The following is a 14,018-nucleotide window of genomic DNA, read 5'->3' on the forward strand; positions in this document are numbered from 1 at the left end:
ACTCCGCACAGTACATTCATTGTCATTTGGGATCAACAAATAACAAAAGAATTCACAGATGTACTTGCATTAGGAATACGTAATATTGTAATAGCTCCTGTAACTCCGCAAGCAGTGTTAGAGGAAGTGAATAAGAGTTTGTATCAACTTTCTTTAGTAAGGCAAGTTAGTTTGCAGCAGGAATTGCTTCAAACGATGTTTGATTTTCAAAATGATCTATTATTTATAGTAGAAGATGATGAAATAGTTGATTGTAATACAAATTTTTTAGCTTTTTTCGGATATGAAAATTTGTTTGCCTATCGTGAGCAACATTTAGTATTTGCTGAACATTTTATTAGAGAAAATGGATACTACTCGACGACGCATGATATAACATGGCTAGACGATACTTTATCTAGTGGTAGAAGAATTAAGATGTTAAATTATGAAGGGGCAGTATCTACTTTTCTATTACGTGCGACACCATTGCCAGAAGATTTATCAAGATTTATTGTAAAGTGCACGGAAATTACAGAATTAGATGAAATCTATCAAGAACAAGAAAGACTTGCTATGATAGATTCATTGACAGAGATTTATAATCGTTTAAAGTTTCAACAAATACTAGAGGTAGAATGGGAAAAGGTAATACGTAGTGATGAGAAAATAGCAATCATTTTATTTGATATAGATAATTTTAAAACAGTTAATGACACATATGGTCATGATTTTGGCGATTTAGCATTAATACAACTTGCAGAGCTTATGAAATCTAAAGTGGAGCAGCAACATGTATTTGCAAGATGGGGAGGAGAAGAATTCATTATATTAGTGACAAATACAGTAGAAAAGGAAGCATTTCAAGTTGCGGAGTCATTACGATTCTTTATTGAAACAAAGCAATTTACTGGAATTTCGAAGTTAACAGCTAGCTTTGGAGTTGCGTTATATGAACAAGGAACTACAAGAGAAGAATTAATGCAACGAGCGGACATTGCATTATATGAAGCGAAAAAAAATGGAAAGAATCAAGTATGTGTGTATAGAAAAGAAAAAATGTAATTTTTCGCAACAAATTGTTGCGATTTTTTTTTATTGTTTGATAATAGAATAGGGGGGATAATTTTTAGCGAAGGAATTATGGAGGATCAATATGATAAAAAAAGTAATGGTGATGGCTTCACTGTCTGCTATAGTTGGCGGCGGAGTATACTATTTTCTTGTTAGCCCCAATATAAAGGAAAACACTGTATTAACAACTAAAGTGAATCCTACTATTGAATCGGAAGTACAAGGGAATATAGAAGAAAAAGAAGAGCAACAAATTGATTATGCTAGCATATCTCAAAAATTAGATCAATATTTAGTCGGAAAGCAATTTAATGGAACAGTTTTGGTAACAGATAAAGAGCATGTTATATTGAATAAAGGATATGGGTATGCTGATGTTCAAAATAAAATAGAAAATACGCCTCAAACAAAATATCGTATCGGTTCTATTACGAAAACAGTTGTTGCCACATCTATTTTACAGTTGCAAGAACAAGGTAAATTGAATATTCAAGATAATGTAAATAAATATATTCCTTCATTTCCGGAGAATAAAAATATTACGCTATATCATTTATTAACGCATACCTCTGGTTTACCTGAACATGCGAAAGGAAATGTGAATGCTGCTTCCCGTTTACAGTTAATTAATTGGATTGGACGTCAAAATTTAGAATTTCCTGCAGGAACAGGTTGGAGATATACAGATTATAATTATATGGTTCTTGCTTATATAATAGAACATATCTCCAAAAAACCTTTAGGAGATTACATAAAAGAAAACATATTTATAAAAGCAGATATGCATGAATCCGGTATGGGAAATATGGTACCTGGAGATAAAAATTTTGCAAAGGGTTATGTGAAAAAAGATAAAGAGCTTGTACCAGCGCAGAAGTTAGGCATGGATTGGCTATATGGTTGTGGTGAGATGTATACGACAGTTGGAGATATGAAGAAGTTAGACGAAGCAATTATAAATGGAAAACTTCTTTCTGAACAAAGTATACAAGCAATGTTTTCGCCTTCAGCAGAACGGAAATATGCATTTAGTTTTTATATATATCCAGATTATTTTCATAATCATGGTGTGTTATCTGGTTGGAACACTTTCAATAATTTTAATAAAGAAAAAGGAATTTTTGTTATGTTATTTTCAAATGTGAAAAATAGTATGGATGATGACTTTAATAAAGAGTTCCGAAAGATGGTAAATGATTTATTAGAACAAAGGGGATGAGAAAATGGAACATAAAACTGTATCAATAGGTTTCATTGGTATTGGCGTAATGGGAAAAAGTATGGTTTATCACTTAATGCAAGATGGTCATAAAGTATATGTATATAATAGAACGAAAGCAAAAACAGATTCTTTAGTGCAAGCTGGTGCAAATTGGTGTAATACGCCAAAAGAGTTAGTGAAGCAAGTTGATATTGTAATGACAATGGTTGGATATCCACATGATGTAGAAGAAGTGTATTTTGGTATAGAAGGAATTATAGAACATGCAAAAGAAGGTACGATAGCAATTGACTTTACGACATCTACACCTACTTTAGCAAAACGTATTAATGAAGTTGCAAAAAGCAAAAAAATATATACGTTAGATGCACCTGTCTCAGGAGGAGATGTTGGCGCGAAAGAAGCAAAACTCGCAATTATGGTAGGTGGAGAGAAAGAAATATATGATAGATGCTTACCTTTACTTGAAAAGTTAGGAACAAACATTCAATTACAAGGACCAGCTGGGAGTGGACAACATACAAAAATGTGCAATCAAATTGCCATTGCTTCCAATATGATTGGAGTATGTGAAGCTGTTGCTTACGCGAAGAAGGCTGGACTGAATCCAGATAAAGTGTTAGAGAGTATTTCAACAGGAGCAGCAGGTAGCTGGTCATTAAGTAATTTAGCTCCTCGAATGTTAAAAGGAGACTTTGAGCCAGGATTTTATGTAAAGCATTTTATGAAAGATATGAAAATTGCTTTAGAGGAAGCAGAAAAATTACAATTACCAGTCCCAGGCTTAAGTTTGGCGAAAGAATTGTATGAAGAGTTAATTAAGGATGGCGAAGAAAATAGTGGAACACAAGTATTATATAAAAAATATATAAGGGGGTAAACGAGGTGGACCTTCAAAAGTTTGATGAGATGATTGATACTGTACAGCGAGCTACTTGTATGCAAATTAATGAAAGACAAAAAGAAGCTTTTAAACAAAAATATGATTTTGAACCAGAATTTGAATATGGAAGAGATGAGAAGGGGCATTATGTAATTCGAACCTCAAAAAAGATGTTAGAAGAAATGGAGTTTTATTTAGCATTGAAATATGATCGTGATGGAGTGGATCTTTATATGCAAGCTGAGATTGACGGCATATTTTATGTATCTATTAGCTATGGTGAAGATGCCCTACATCTACAAGAATTGTTTCAATTTCTAGAAGAAAATAAATAAAAGTCCTCAAATGAGGACTTTTATTTATTTAGTCATCTTTAATTTTTATAATTATAAGTTAGAAGCCCGGCGGCATCGTTCAACCGGGAACGGGATAATTTGTGCGATGTGATTAGGGCCAAATTGTTTTGTACGAGCATGGCGTATTATATAAAAAGCACACAGAATTGAAACAGGAATAGCGCCGAATAAACCAAATAATAAAGCGCTTACACAAGATGCGACAAATCCTAAAACACCAATTTCTAACTCTTCCATAATAGCTCCTAAAATAACAGGAAATGCTCCACATGTAACTCCAAGTATAAGTGCGATAAGTAAGCTCATGATTATCCCCCTCTGTTTGCGATATTATTTTCCTTCTTAGTTAATTGTAGTATATCACATATAAAACAGAATTTTCAGAAAAAATTCAATAAATGTTCAAAAAATGTTCGAAAAATGCACTTGAAAAATCAAGATGTTAAATTTGTGATGAAATAGTACTTTCAAGTAAATAAAAAATCAGGCTTATTTCAAAATGAAATAAGCCTGTTCCATAGGAGGATGTATATATGTAGAGTGAATAAAAGTTTGGAAAAGGGGGTCCAAGTCCTTTTATTCAACTAACTACCTTAATAGATTGGAACCCAGCCTTCAGTTGTCACAAAAATACGAATAGCTACAACTTGGCGATCATCTTGCAAGGTAAAATAATGTCTTGCATTTTCAGGAACAGATATTAAATCGCCTGGCTCAAGTTCAACATCAAAGAATTTCCCATCTTTACCTTCAATAGCGAAAATGCCATGACCACTGACGATAAAGCGAACTTCGTCATCTGTATGATGGTGTTCCTTTTGGAAATTAATTAATAATTCGTCAAGGTTAGGGGTGCTATTTGAAAGTGAAATTACATCATGTGCTGTATAACCACGGCGTGCTGAAACATCAGCGATTTCTTTTGAAAACACAGCTAATATTTCAGCTTTGTTTTCATCTGTTAACGAATAATTTTCATTTAAATGAGTAGGAAGTTTAGAAATATTCCATTTCTCATATAAAACGCCTTCCTCTTGTAGAAATTTAGATACTTCCACTTCATTTTCAATACGAGTATTTACTTCATGAATACGAATTTGCGCCATTAGAAACGCCTCCTTGAATTGATAATAGTTTTATATGAAATTGGAATAAAAACTCATAAGCTTCTAATCTCTTCTTTGCATCAAAGCTATCTCGGCCCCATACAGTAATACCGTGGTTACGGATTAATACTGCACCCGAATCTCCTTGTATATGCTTTCGGAAGTTTTCTCCAAGCGTTGGGATATGGGCATGGTTTTCAATAATAGGAATTTGAATTGTTGCACCTTCTTCCCAAATATCGAGTGCTTTAATAATTTCTTGATTTTGAAGGGTGACTGCATCACTATATAAATTTGTGATGACATTATTATCAGTTGTATGAACATGAAGTACGCACCCGGCATTCGTATTGTTATAAATGTGTGTATGCAATATTGTTTCTGCTGAAGGGCGTAATTCAGTCTCTAAAACGGGAACTCCTACATGATCTACTAATAGAAAATCATCTGGAGTGGTTTTTGTTTTATCTTTACCGCTTGCTGTAATAAGAAAAGTAAGTGGTTCATGGCTAACCTTTATAGAAATATTACCACTTGTTGCTGGAAACCAATTTCGTGTTGTTAACTCTTTTTTCAACTCGCTTAAGTCATACCATTGACGAAAAAGTTGTTTCATGCCTTCACCTCCAACAAAAGTTTTAATTCAGCTTGCACATCTTGAAACGTTTCAAACGGTGTATAAGCAATATGATTTTCTTCACACTTTGTAATAAGAAAATCGCGAGCGAATACTTTATCAGCTTGTTTCGCGGCTTGTAAATCAGTAATAGAATCTCCAATTACAATATGAAAGTCATTTGTATCACTTAATTTACGGATTAATGATGATTTACATAATCCGCAATGATTATGACAATGATCATCACAAGAATGAGGCCATTTAACTTTAATAAACTCTGCTGAAAAGTCTGTTTCATTACAATAAATTTGCTCTTTTGGAATGATTCCTTGTAAGAGTGGATAGACGAAGAAATCCATTCCACCTGATATCACGTAAAAAGAAATGTTATTTTCCTTTACGAATTGTATAAACTCATGAAAACCACTACGGATTTCAGCAGTTTCTATTAAAAATTGAATAATATCATCGTGCAGATTAGTAGGTATTAATTGAAATAATCGAGAAACACCTTCTTGAATGGATAGTTCTTGTGATAAAATTTTATTCTTTACTTCTTCGGCTTCTGGTGGTGCGAATTTTTCCATAATGGACATAATGTTATCATTATTTGTAATCGTGCCATCGAAATCACAAAATACTTGAATACTCATAATTTCACCTCATAAGAGGGATTTCCCCATATTTGTAGTGCACTATGCAAATTTATGTCGTCTACTTCATGGAGTGGTTTATTTTGCAAAGTAGCATCAATTGCAGTACGGAAAGCTTTACCGCCGCCTTGCGCTCCATTTGGATGTCCGTGTATCCCGCCGCCAGCATTAATAACAACATCTTTACCGAAATCTCGTACAATAAAGGGAACGAAACCAGGATGAATACCAGCAGACGGAACAGAAAAGCTCTTCTTGAAAAATGCATCGTCTTCAGTTAAATATTTTGAGATAGCAAGAGCCTCCTCTTTTTCTAGCGCAACACTTCCGTATGGAGATGGGAATAATGAAAAGTCAGCCCCAGCATAACGTAGTAGCTTTCCAAGTAATAATGGTGATGAAACTCCATATAACTTGGATGCTGAATAAGCACCACTTACAGCAGGATGTGCCATAATAGGAACTGGGATTTCATCATCTTCTGCAAGTGATTGTAGTACATCTAGTCCGTAAGCAAATACGTTAAATAATAGAATATCAGCTCCAGCTTGCACTGCACGTTTAGCATTTTCTTTTAAATCAAAAGTTCGTCCTGTTAAATTTAAGGCATATAACGTTTTATGACCGTATGTTTCGTAGACAGATTGTAAAACTTCTTTTCCAGATACAATGCGTTTCGTAAGTGGTGTTAATGCATTTTCAAATAATATTTCATCATCTTTTACTATATCTACACCACCAATTGCTTGATCGCGTAATTGCGTTTTTAAATACCCAATGTTTCGTCCAATCATTCCTTTAAAAATACTCATTAAAAGGGGACGATCATGCACTTGTAAAAGATTTCGAATACCATCTATCCCGAATTTTGGACCAGGAAAATGTTTTTTTAACTCGTCTGAAAAAGTTAAGTCAATTAGTTTTACTTCGCCATCAAGTGATAGCTTTCCAAATGTAGTCGTTAAAATCGCTGGTAAATCTGGACTGAAGTTTAATAGCGGATATTCGATTTTAATAATTCCGCGTTTTACTTTTTTACGTAAATACGAATTGGTATATTCATGTTCAGCTAATTCCTCAACATGAATGACGTTGCCTTTATGCTGCTTTAATTGTTCTTGCAATAAGTGTGGCAAATGAGTCCAAGAGCCAATTGTTAAACCGAGTGCAATTTGCTCAGCTTTTTTTTCTAAGTTATGTGAATCATCATGGATTAAATACGTCGCTATAATTCCGCTCATTGTTATAACCTCCTAGTTAAATAAAAAAACCTCTCAGCTAAGGAGAGGTTTTTTTACAACCAGCTCCTTATCTGTCAGCGTAATGCTGCGAGAATTAGCACCGTGTCTACATTGTAGATCGGTTGCCGGGTTTCGTCGGGCTCGTCCCTCCACCTGCTCTTGATAAGAAGTATTTAGAAATGTTTAAATTTTTAAGATAACTGAATTTTGTCAGATATTTTTCGTGTTGTCAATTACTTTTTGAAAAAATTTAATTTATCAATTCGATTAATGGCTTCTCGTAATCTATCTTCTGCATGCAAGAGACCAACACGGACATACCCTTCCCCATGCTTACCAAATCCAACACCAGGAGCAACTGCGACATGTGCTTTTTCTAGTAAAATATCAGAAAATTGCTCAGAGGTATATCCTTTTGGAACGGGAAGCCATGCAAAGAATGATCCTTTTGGAATGTCTACATTCCAACCAATTGAGTGACAGGCTGAAATAAGAGCGTTTCTTCGAGATTCGTAACTATTTACAAGGTCTATTACGCAAGACTGTGAACTTAATAGCGCTTCTCGAGCAGCATCTTGAACTGCACCGAATATACTAACATACATATGATCTTGTAATAGGTTAATTGTTTCAATCACACTTTCATTCCCTACAGCAAAAGCGATGCGCCAGCCAGCCATATTGAAAGTTTTTGATAATGTGTAAATTTCAATTCCTATATCTTTCGCACCATCTGCTTGCAAGAAACTAACAGGTTTTTGACCATCAAATCCGATAGCGCCATAAGCAAAATCGTGAACAACTAATATATTATGTTTATTAGCAAAGTGAATGGTTGCATCAAAAAAATCTTTTGATGCAGTAGCACCGGTAGGATTATTTGGATAGTTTAAAAACATTAATTTTGCACGCTCTGCAATAGAGTCATCAATGTTCGTATAATCTGGTAAAAAGTTATTTTCTGCAATAAGCGGCATTGTTTCAAAGTGTGCTTTTGCTAAAGCAACCCCGGATAAATAATCTGGATAACCTGGATCCGGAACGAGAATCGTATCACCAGGATTTGTAAAACAAATCGGTAATTCTACTAGTCCAGCCTTCCCGCCAAACAAAATAGCAACTTCAGTTTTGGGGTTTAATTCGACGCCGTATTCACGTTTATAGAATGTAGCCACGGCTTCCTTTAAGCTTTCATGTCCGCGAAATGGCGGATATTTATGATGAATGGTCTTTTCGGCAGCATCTTGTAAAGCTTTTACGATATGCTGCGGTGTTGGTTGATCTGGATTACCTTGACCTAGATTAATAACATCGTGACCAGCTGCAACGACTTTGTTAACTTTTGCAACAAGTGAAGCGAAAAATTGTGTTGGCAATGATGTTACTATCTCAGAAGGTTGAAATAATTTCATACTTTCCACCTCTTTTGAAAGTTGTTACAATTCTAGTGACAAATGATATAATCTTTCCAGTATTTTGTAAAGAAAAAAATAAGAATGGGGCTGAAAAAATGAAAGTCGCATGTATTCAAATGGATATTGTTTTTGGAGATGTAGAAAAAAATATTGAGAATGCTAAAAATAAAATAAGCGAAGCTATGAAGGAAAGGCCAGATGTTATCGTCTTACCAGAACTATGGACAACAGGATATGATTTAACGAGACTTTCTGAAATTGCAGATAGGGATGGAGTGGAAACGAAAGAAAAGTTAATAGAATGGGCGAAGCAATATGATATACATATTGTTGGTGGTTCTATAGCAAAGCAAACAGAGCAAGGCGTTACAAATACGATGTATGTTGTAAATAATGAAGGACAGCTAGTCAACGAATATAGTAAAGTACATTTATTTCAGCTTATGGATGAACATAAATATTTAATAGCCGGTAATGGTACGGGCGAATTTAAGCTAGATGATGTCGAATGCGCTGGAACAATTTGTTATGATATTCGTTTTCCAGAGTGGATGCGTGTCCATACTGCTAAAGGGGCAAAAGTATTATTTGTTGTAGCAGAATGGCCATTAGTTCGTTTAGCACATTGGCGTTTGCTATTGCAAGCAAGAGCAGTTGAAAATCAGTGTTATGTTGTTGCGTGTAATAGAGCAGGAAAGGATCCAAATAATGTATTTGCGGGTCATTCTTTAATTGTGGACCCTTGGGGCGAAGTTGTAGTAGAGGCGAATGAAGAGGAATCAATTTTATTTGGAGAGCTTGAATTCGAGAAAATTAAAGAAGTACGTAAAGGAATTCCAGTTTTTGCGGATCGCCGTCCAGAATTATACAAATAAAATGTTGACAAGTGATTTTTATTCTTGGTATAGTCTTCAACATAAAGTTAAAAATTCAAAAAATTATACAACTCTTATCAAGAGCAGGTGGAGGGATTTGGCCCGATGAAGCCCAGCAACCGACCGTAATACCATTGTGAAATGGGGCGTTTATTACGCCAAAAGGCACGGTGCTAATTCCAGCAGAAAGTAAAACTTTCTGGCAGATAAGAGGGGAGAAGATAAACTTCAAACCTCTTTCTTAGTGGAAAGAGGTTTTTCTATGTTAGAAAAACCTCTGAATTTAAAAAGGGGGAGAAGACGATGGGATATTATTCATTAACAGAAATAACAGCTGTACAATATGCGAAAGATCATGGCTATTTTGAAGCGAAGGCAAATGTCGTTTGTCATGAAATTGGAGACGGAAACTTAAATTACGTGTTCAAATTAGATGATGGAGAGAAATCAATTATAATAAAACAAGCACTGCCTTATGCGAAAGTAGTTGGTGAAAGCTGGCCATTGTCTATAAAAAGAGCAACGATTGAAAGCAAGGCATTACAAATTTTTGCGCAGTATGTACCGGATTATGTTCCAGTAGTGTACAGTCATGATGAAGAGTTAGCGATAACGGTAATAGAAGACTTATCAAGACTAACAATTACAAGAAAAGGATTAATAGACGGAGAAGAATATCCGCTTTTATCCCAGCATATCGGCCGTTTTCTAGCACATGTTTTATTTTATACTTCAGATTTTGGTTTACAGTCAGAAGAGAAGAGGGTACTAGAAGGTACCTTTGTAAATCCGGACCTTTGTAAAATTACAGAGGATTTAGTGTTTACAGATCCGTTTGGACATTATGATACAAATGATTATGAGCCAGATTTACAGCTCGTGGTTGATGAACTTTGGAGTGATAAAACTTTAAAACTAAAAGTAGCACAATATAAATATAAGTTCTTAACAAGAAAAGAAACTCTTATTCATGGTGATTTACATACTGGTAGTATTTTTTCGTCACCTTCTGAAACGAAAGTGATTGATCCAGAATTTGCGACATATGGCCCATTTGGATTTGACATAGGTCAATTTATTGCAAATCTATTATTAAATGCTTTATCTAGAGAAGAAGAAAAAAGAAGTGTACTATTTTTCCATATAGAAAAGACGTGGAGTTATTTTGTAGAAACTTTTACAAAGTTATGGATTGGAGAAGGTGTAGAAGCATATACGAAAGAAAAACAATGGTTACCAATTATTTTGCAAAATATCTTTACTGATGCAGTTGGATTTGCCGGATGTGAACTGATTCGTAGAACAATTGGTTTAGCTCATGTAGCAGATTTAGATGAAATAGAAAATAAAGAAACAAGAATTCAAGCTAAGAAACAAGCGCTATCCTTAGGTAAAGAACTAATAAAATATGAATCTAAAAGTGCTGATATTCAACTGTTTCGAACATTATTTCAACAGACAGTTTCAGGGGGCGTAAAAGCGTGAGTACAATTGTTACTGTTCCGAAATCTGTAAGCTGGAAAGGTGATGCAATTGCGGTATTAAATCAAACGAAATTGCCGCATAGCACAGAATACAAAACATTGACGACTATTGAAGAGGTTTGGAAAAGCATCGTAATGTTAGAAGTACGAGGAGCGCCTGCAATTGGAATTGTAGCTGCATTTGGCTTGGCGCTTGCATCAAAAAAATATAACACTGTACATATTGAAGAATTTCAAAAGAAGTTTAATAGAGATTGTAATTATTTAGGAACGTCACGCCCGACAGCAGTAAATTTATTTTGGGCAATTGATCGTATGAGAGAATCTATTCGAGAGATTACTACAATAAAAGAAGCACAAAAAACATTAGAAGAAGAAGCGCTTCGCATTCAGCAGGAAGATGAAGAGGTGTGCCGAAATATTGGGGAATATGCGTTAACATGTTTTAAAGATGGCGATAATATTTTAACAATCTGTAACGCTGGAAGTATCGCAACTGCCAGATATGGAACTGCATTAGCTCCCTTTTATATTGGAAAAGAGAAAGGTGTGCGTTTACATGCATATGCGTGTGAAACGAGACCAGTTTTACAAGGTGGTCGCTTAACGACCTGGGAATTGAAGCAAGCAAATATTGATGTGACCCTTATTACAGATAATACTGCAGCTCATGCTATTCAAACGAAAGAAATAAATGCAATTATTGTAGGGGCGGATCGAATTGTCGCAAATGGAGATACGGCAAATAAAATAGGGACAATGAATTTAGCTATTTTAGCAAAGCACTTTAATATCCCATTTTACGTTGCTGCTCCACTGTCAACATTTGATGTTACGAAAGAAACTGGAGCTGAAATTATTATTGAAGAAAGAGATGAAACAGAAGTTACGAAAATCTTTGGAAAACAAGTAGCACCAATTGGAACGGATGTTTATAATCCAGCATTTGACATAACGCCGAATGAATTAATTACAGGAATTATTACTGAGAAAGGTATTATACGCGGGGACTATAAACGAGAAATTGCATCATTATTTGAAAAACAAGCTAATACATAATAGCTTGTTTTTTTATGCCTAAATGCAGTGTTTTCTCTTACTTATATAATGAAAGGAGGGGAAGAGGATGGAAGAGTGGATCAAGATGATAGGTAATGTAGGGTTTCCGATTGTTGTAACATTATATTTACTCCACCGTATTGAAAGTAAACTAGAGGGGGTAATTGTTGCAATTGAGAAGCTCCCGCGGCAATTACTAAAGTACGAAGATCCTCGGGAATAAAAATAAAGTTTGCTCTTCTTGAGCAAACTTTATTTTTATTGAGCGGTATAACCACCATCTATAACAACAGCTTGTCCCGTTATACCTTTAGCTTTTTCACTCGCTAAAAACATCGCATAATCAGCGATTTCTTGTACTTGTAATAAGCGCTTTTGTGGGACGAGTGGATAAATAACATCTTCTAAAACATTTTCAAGTGGTACATTTCGTGTAGTAGCTAAGTCTTGTAGTTGATTACGTACAAGAGGGGTATCGACATAACCAGGGCAAAGGGCATTAACAGTAATACCATGCGTAGCACCTTCTAAAGCAGCAACTTTTGTTAATCCAATTACGCCATGTTTTGCACTATTGTAGGCAGCTTTTCCAGCAAATCCGACAAGGCCGTTAATAGAAGCGACATTAATAATACGACCATATTTTTGTTGTTTCATAATCGGAAAGGCATGCTTAATTGCGATAAACGGAGCAATTTGCATAATTTGAATTAGTAGCTCGAACTTTTCAGTTGGAAAGTCTTCAATGGGTGAAACGTGTTGCATTCCTGCGTTGTTAATTAATATATGTAATGAACCGAAATGATCAACTGTTTGAGAAATTGCTGCTGTAATTTCCTCTTCAGATGTAACGTCACATTTTAAACCGATAGCTTGAAAACCTTCATTTTGTAATTGTTCAGCAGCTTCTTTTGCACGTTCTTCAAGTCGATCGGTAATCACAACTTTTGCACCTTCTTTTGCAAAAGCCTTTCCCATTTCATAACCAATACCACTTGCAGCACCTGTTAAAAAGACAACTCGATTTGTAACCATGATGAAAAACATCCCTTCATAATAAAGTTTTCATAGTGCTCTATTTAGAGAAGCTATAATGAAATTCCTGCAAACATTTGGAAAAAAATATCGTTAGGAGGATTTAAATTATGTCGACAAGTCAAATGCTGAAAGGGATTTTAGAAGGATGCTTACTTGCTATTATTTCTGAAGGCGAAATATACGGTTATGAAATGAGTGAAAAGCTAGCGAAGTATGGTTTTACAATGGCGAGTGAGGGAAGTATTTATCCGTTATTAATACGAATGCAAAAAGAAGGACTAATAACAAGCGTAATGAAGGAATCTCCATCTGGTCCAAAGAGAAAATATTATACATTAACAGAAAAAGGCGAGGAAGCACTTGGTGAATTTATGGATCGCTGGGAAGCGATGCAAAGTAGTGTAGAGCGTCTACTTGAAGGGAAGGGGAGAAAAAAATAATGCTATCAAGAGAAGCACGAAAGTTTTTGTTAGATATGAGATTATTTTTGACGGCAAAGAGTGTAAAAGAAAGTGATGTTGAAAACTTTTTAGAAGATGCAGAGTTGCATTTAATAGAAGGTGAGAGTGAGGGGAAGAGTGTAGAAGATATTTTCGGAAGCTCACCGAAAGAATATGCAAATGAACTTGTAAAAGTGATGGAAAGGGATAGACAGGAAACGTGGAAGCAAATTGGTTTTACAGTAATGAATATCGTATCGTTTTGGATTATTGCTTCTATCTTAATAGTGAACCATGGAATGTTACAGATTTCACTTATTCAGTGTATCGGTTACAGTTTTTCATTTATTTTAGTTGTTATAGGTCCTAATTTTCTACTTCGCAAAATGACTTTTGTAACAAGTTTTTCAAAAACGTGGTTTTCTATGTGGTTTTTAGTAATGATAGCGCCAATGTTTTTAATGGGAGTTATTATGGTACTAGATGTGATATATCCTACAAAAATGTTTATATTCACTCAAATGCAAAGTTATTTATTGGCTGGTGGTATTTTTATCATCACAGTAGTGATAAA

At 34.9% G+C, this 14,018-nt stretch carries 17 protein-coding genes and 2 riboswitches; of the genes, 10 read left to right on the forward strand and 7 right to left on the reverse strand.

Going from position 1 to position 14,018, the window contains the following annotated elements; genetic code table 11:
- The 4 genes from ABWK52_RS18140 to ABWK52_RS18155 all read left to right on the forward strand — a co-directional run.
- The coding region (locus ABWK52_RS18140) for a GGDEF domain-containing protein (RefSeq protein ID WP_353772057.1) at positions 1-1,044 on the forward strand (1,044 nt) is incomplete at its 5' end.
- A 91-nt stretch (positions 1,045-1,135) separates the two neighbouring features.
- Complete coding sequence (locus ABWK52_RS18145) at positions 1,136-2,272, forward strand: serine hydrolase (protein ID WP_000592898.1); 1,137 nt, start codon at positions 1,136-1,138, stop codon at positions 2,270-2,272.
- 4 nt (positions 2,273-2,276) lie between these two features.
- Positions 2,277-3,155 (forward strand): NAD(P)-dependent oxidoreductase, encoded by an 879-nt coding sequence (locus ABWK52_RS18150; protein ID WP_000400473.1) that lies wholly within the window; start codon positions 2,277-2,279, stop codon positions 3,153-3,155.
- Positions 3,156-3,160: 5 nt separating this feature from the next.
- Positions 3,161-3,493, forward strand: coding sequence for a DUF3909 family protein (locus ABWK52_RS18155; RefSeq protein ID WP_000365624.1), 333 nt, complete (start codon positions 3,161-3,163; stop codon positions 3,491-3,493).
- 51 nt (positions 3,494-3,544) lie between these two features.
- Here ABWK52_RS18155 and ABWK52_RS18160 read toward each other — a convergent pair whose 3' ends face one another.
- The 6 genes from ABWK52_RS18160 to ABWK52_RS18185 form a co-directional block, all read right to left on the reverse strand.
- Entirely contained in the window at positions 3,545-3,820 is a 276-nt protein-coding gene (locus ABWK52_RS18160; protein WP_000054659.1) for a hypothetical protein, read from the reverse strand.
- A gap of 287 nt (positions 3,821-4,107) precedes the next feature.
- The gene (locus ABWK52_RS18165) at positions 4,108-4,620 is read right to left on the reverse strand and encodes a 1,2-dihydroxy-3-keto-5-methylthiopentene dioxygenase (protein WP_000057321.1); all 513 of its coding nucleotides are present in this window, start codon (positions 4,618-4,620) and stop codon (positions 4,108-4,110) included.
- Positions 4,598-5,236 (reverse strand): methylthioribulose 1-phosphate dehydratase, encoded by a 639-nt coding sequence (locus ABWK52_RS18170; protein ID WP_000811347.1) that lies wholly within the window; start codon positions 5,234-5,236, stop codon positions 4,598-4,600. Before ABWK52_RS18170 ends, ABWK52_RS18165 begins: the two co-directional genes overlap by 23 nt.
- Positions 5,233-5,892 (reverse strand): 2-hydroxy-3-keto-5-methylthiopentenyl-1-phosphate phosphatase, encoded by a 660-nt coding sequence (locus ABWK52_RS18175; protein WP_097813872.1) that lies wholly within the window; start codon positions 5,890-5,892, stop codon positions 5,233-5,235. The genes ABWK52_RS18170 and ABWK52_RS18175 overlap by 4 nt, the downstream gene beginning before the upstream one ends.
- Positions 5,889-7,133, reverse strand: coding sequence for a 2,3-diketo-5-methylthiopentyl-1-phosphate enolase (gene mtnW / locus ABWK52_RS18180; protein ID WP_000014192.1), 1,245 nt, complete (start codon positions 7,131-7,133; stop codon positions 5,889-5,891). Before mtnW ends, ABWK52_RS18175 begins: the two co-directional genes overlap by 4 nt.
- A 64-nt stretch (positions 7,134-7,197) precedes the next feature.
- A riboswitch (SAM riboswitch) is annotated at positions 7,198-7,302 on the reverse strand.
- Between the two features lie 64 nt (positions 7,303-7,366).
- Entirely contained in the window at positions 7,367-8,545 is a 1,179-nt protein-coding gene (locus ABWK52_RS18185) for a pyridoxal phosphate-dependent aminotransferase (RefSeq protein ID WP_000765513.1), read from the reverse strand.
- 14 nt (positions 8,546-8,559) lie between these two features.
- On the opposite strand from ABWK52_RS18185, the gene ABWK52_RS18190 reads away from it, so the two are divergent.
- From ABWK52_RS18190 to ABWK52_RS18205, 4 genes are all read left to right on the forward strand, one after another.
- A complete protein-coding gene (locus ABWK52_RS18190) occupies positions 8,560-9,423 on the forward strand; it encodes a carbon-nitrogen family hydrolase (RefSeq protein WP_000869881.1) in 864 nt (287 codons plus the stop codon).
- 71 nt (positions 9,424-9,494) lie between these two features.
- Positions 9,495-9,636: riboswitch (SAM riboswitch) on the forward strand.
- Between the two features lie 90 nt (positions 9,637-9,726).
- On the forward strand, positions 9,727-10,908 hold the full coding sequence (mtnK, locus tag ABWK52_RS18195) for an S-methyl-5-thioribose kinase (RefSeq protein WP_000542674.1): 1,182 nt from the start codon (positions 9,727-9,729) through the stop codon (positions 10,906-10,908).
- On the forward strand, positions 10,905-11,966 hold the full coding sequence (mtnA, locus tag ABWK52_RS18200) for an S-methyl-5-thioribose-1-phosphate isomerase (RefSeq protein WP_097813871.1): 1,062 nt from the start codon (positions 10,905-10,907) through the stop codon (positions 11,964-11,966). Before mtnK ends, mtnA begins: the two co-directional genes overlap by 4 nt.
- A 67-nt stretch (positions 11,967-12,033) precedes the next feature.
- Positions 12,034-12,189 (forward strand): YvrJ family protein, encoded by a 156-nt coding sequence (locus tag ABWK52_RS18205; protein ID WP_000393337.1) that lies wholly within the window; start codon positions 12,034-12,036, stop codon positions 12,187-12,189.
- A gap of 35 nt (positions 12,190-12,224) precedes the next feature.
- Here ABWK52_RS18205 and ABWK52_RS18210 read toward each other — a convergent pair whose 3' ends face one another.
- Entirely contained in the window at positions 12,225-13,001 is a 777-nt protein-coding gene (locus ABWK52_RS18210; protein ID WP_000258428.1) for a 3-hydroxybutyrate dehydrogenase, read from the reverse strand.
- A 110-nt stretch (positions 13,002-13,111) separates the two neighbouring features.
- Between ABWK52_RS18210 and ABWK52_RS18215 the strand changes: the two genes are divergently transcribed.
- Both ABWK52_RS18215 and ABWK52_RS18220 read left to right on the forward strand, forming a co-directional pair.
- Positions 13,112-13,444 (forward strand): PadR family transcriptional regulator, encoded by a 333-nt coding sequence (locus tag ABWK52_RS18215; protein WP_000107984.1) that lies wholly within the window; start codon positions 13,112-13,114, stop codon positions 13,442-13,444.
- Positions 13,444-14,018: DUF1129 domain-containing protein (locus tag ABWK52_RS18220; RefSeq protein ID WP_353772059.1), on the forward strand; the 575-nt coding region annotated here is incomplete at its 3' end. The genes ABWK52_RS18215 and ABWK52_RS18220, both read left to right, overlap by 1 nt.

The sequence above is a fragment of the Bacillus sp. AP50 genome (genome assembly GCF_040492675.1).
Taxonomy (GTDB): domain Bacteria; phylum Bacillota; class Bacilli; order Bacillales; family Bacillaceae_G; genus Bacillus_A; species Bacillus_A cereus.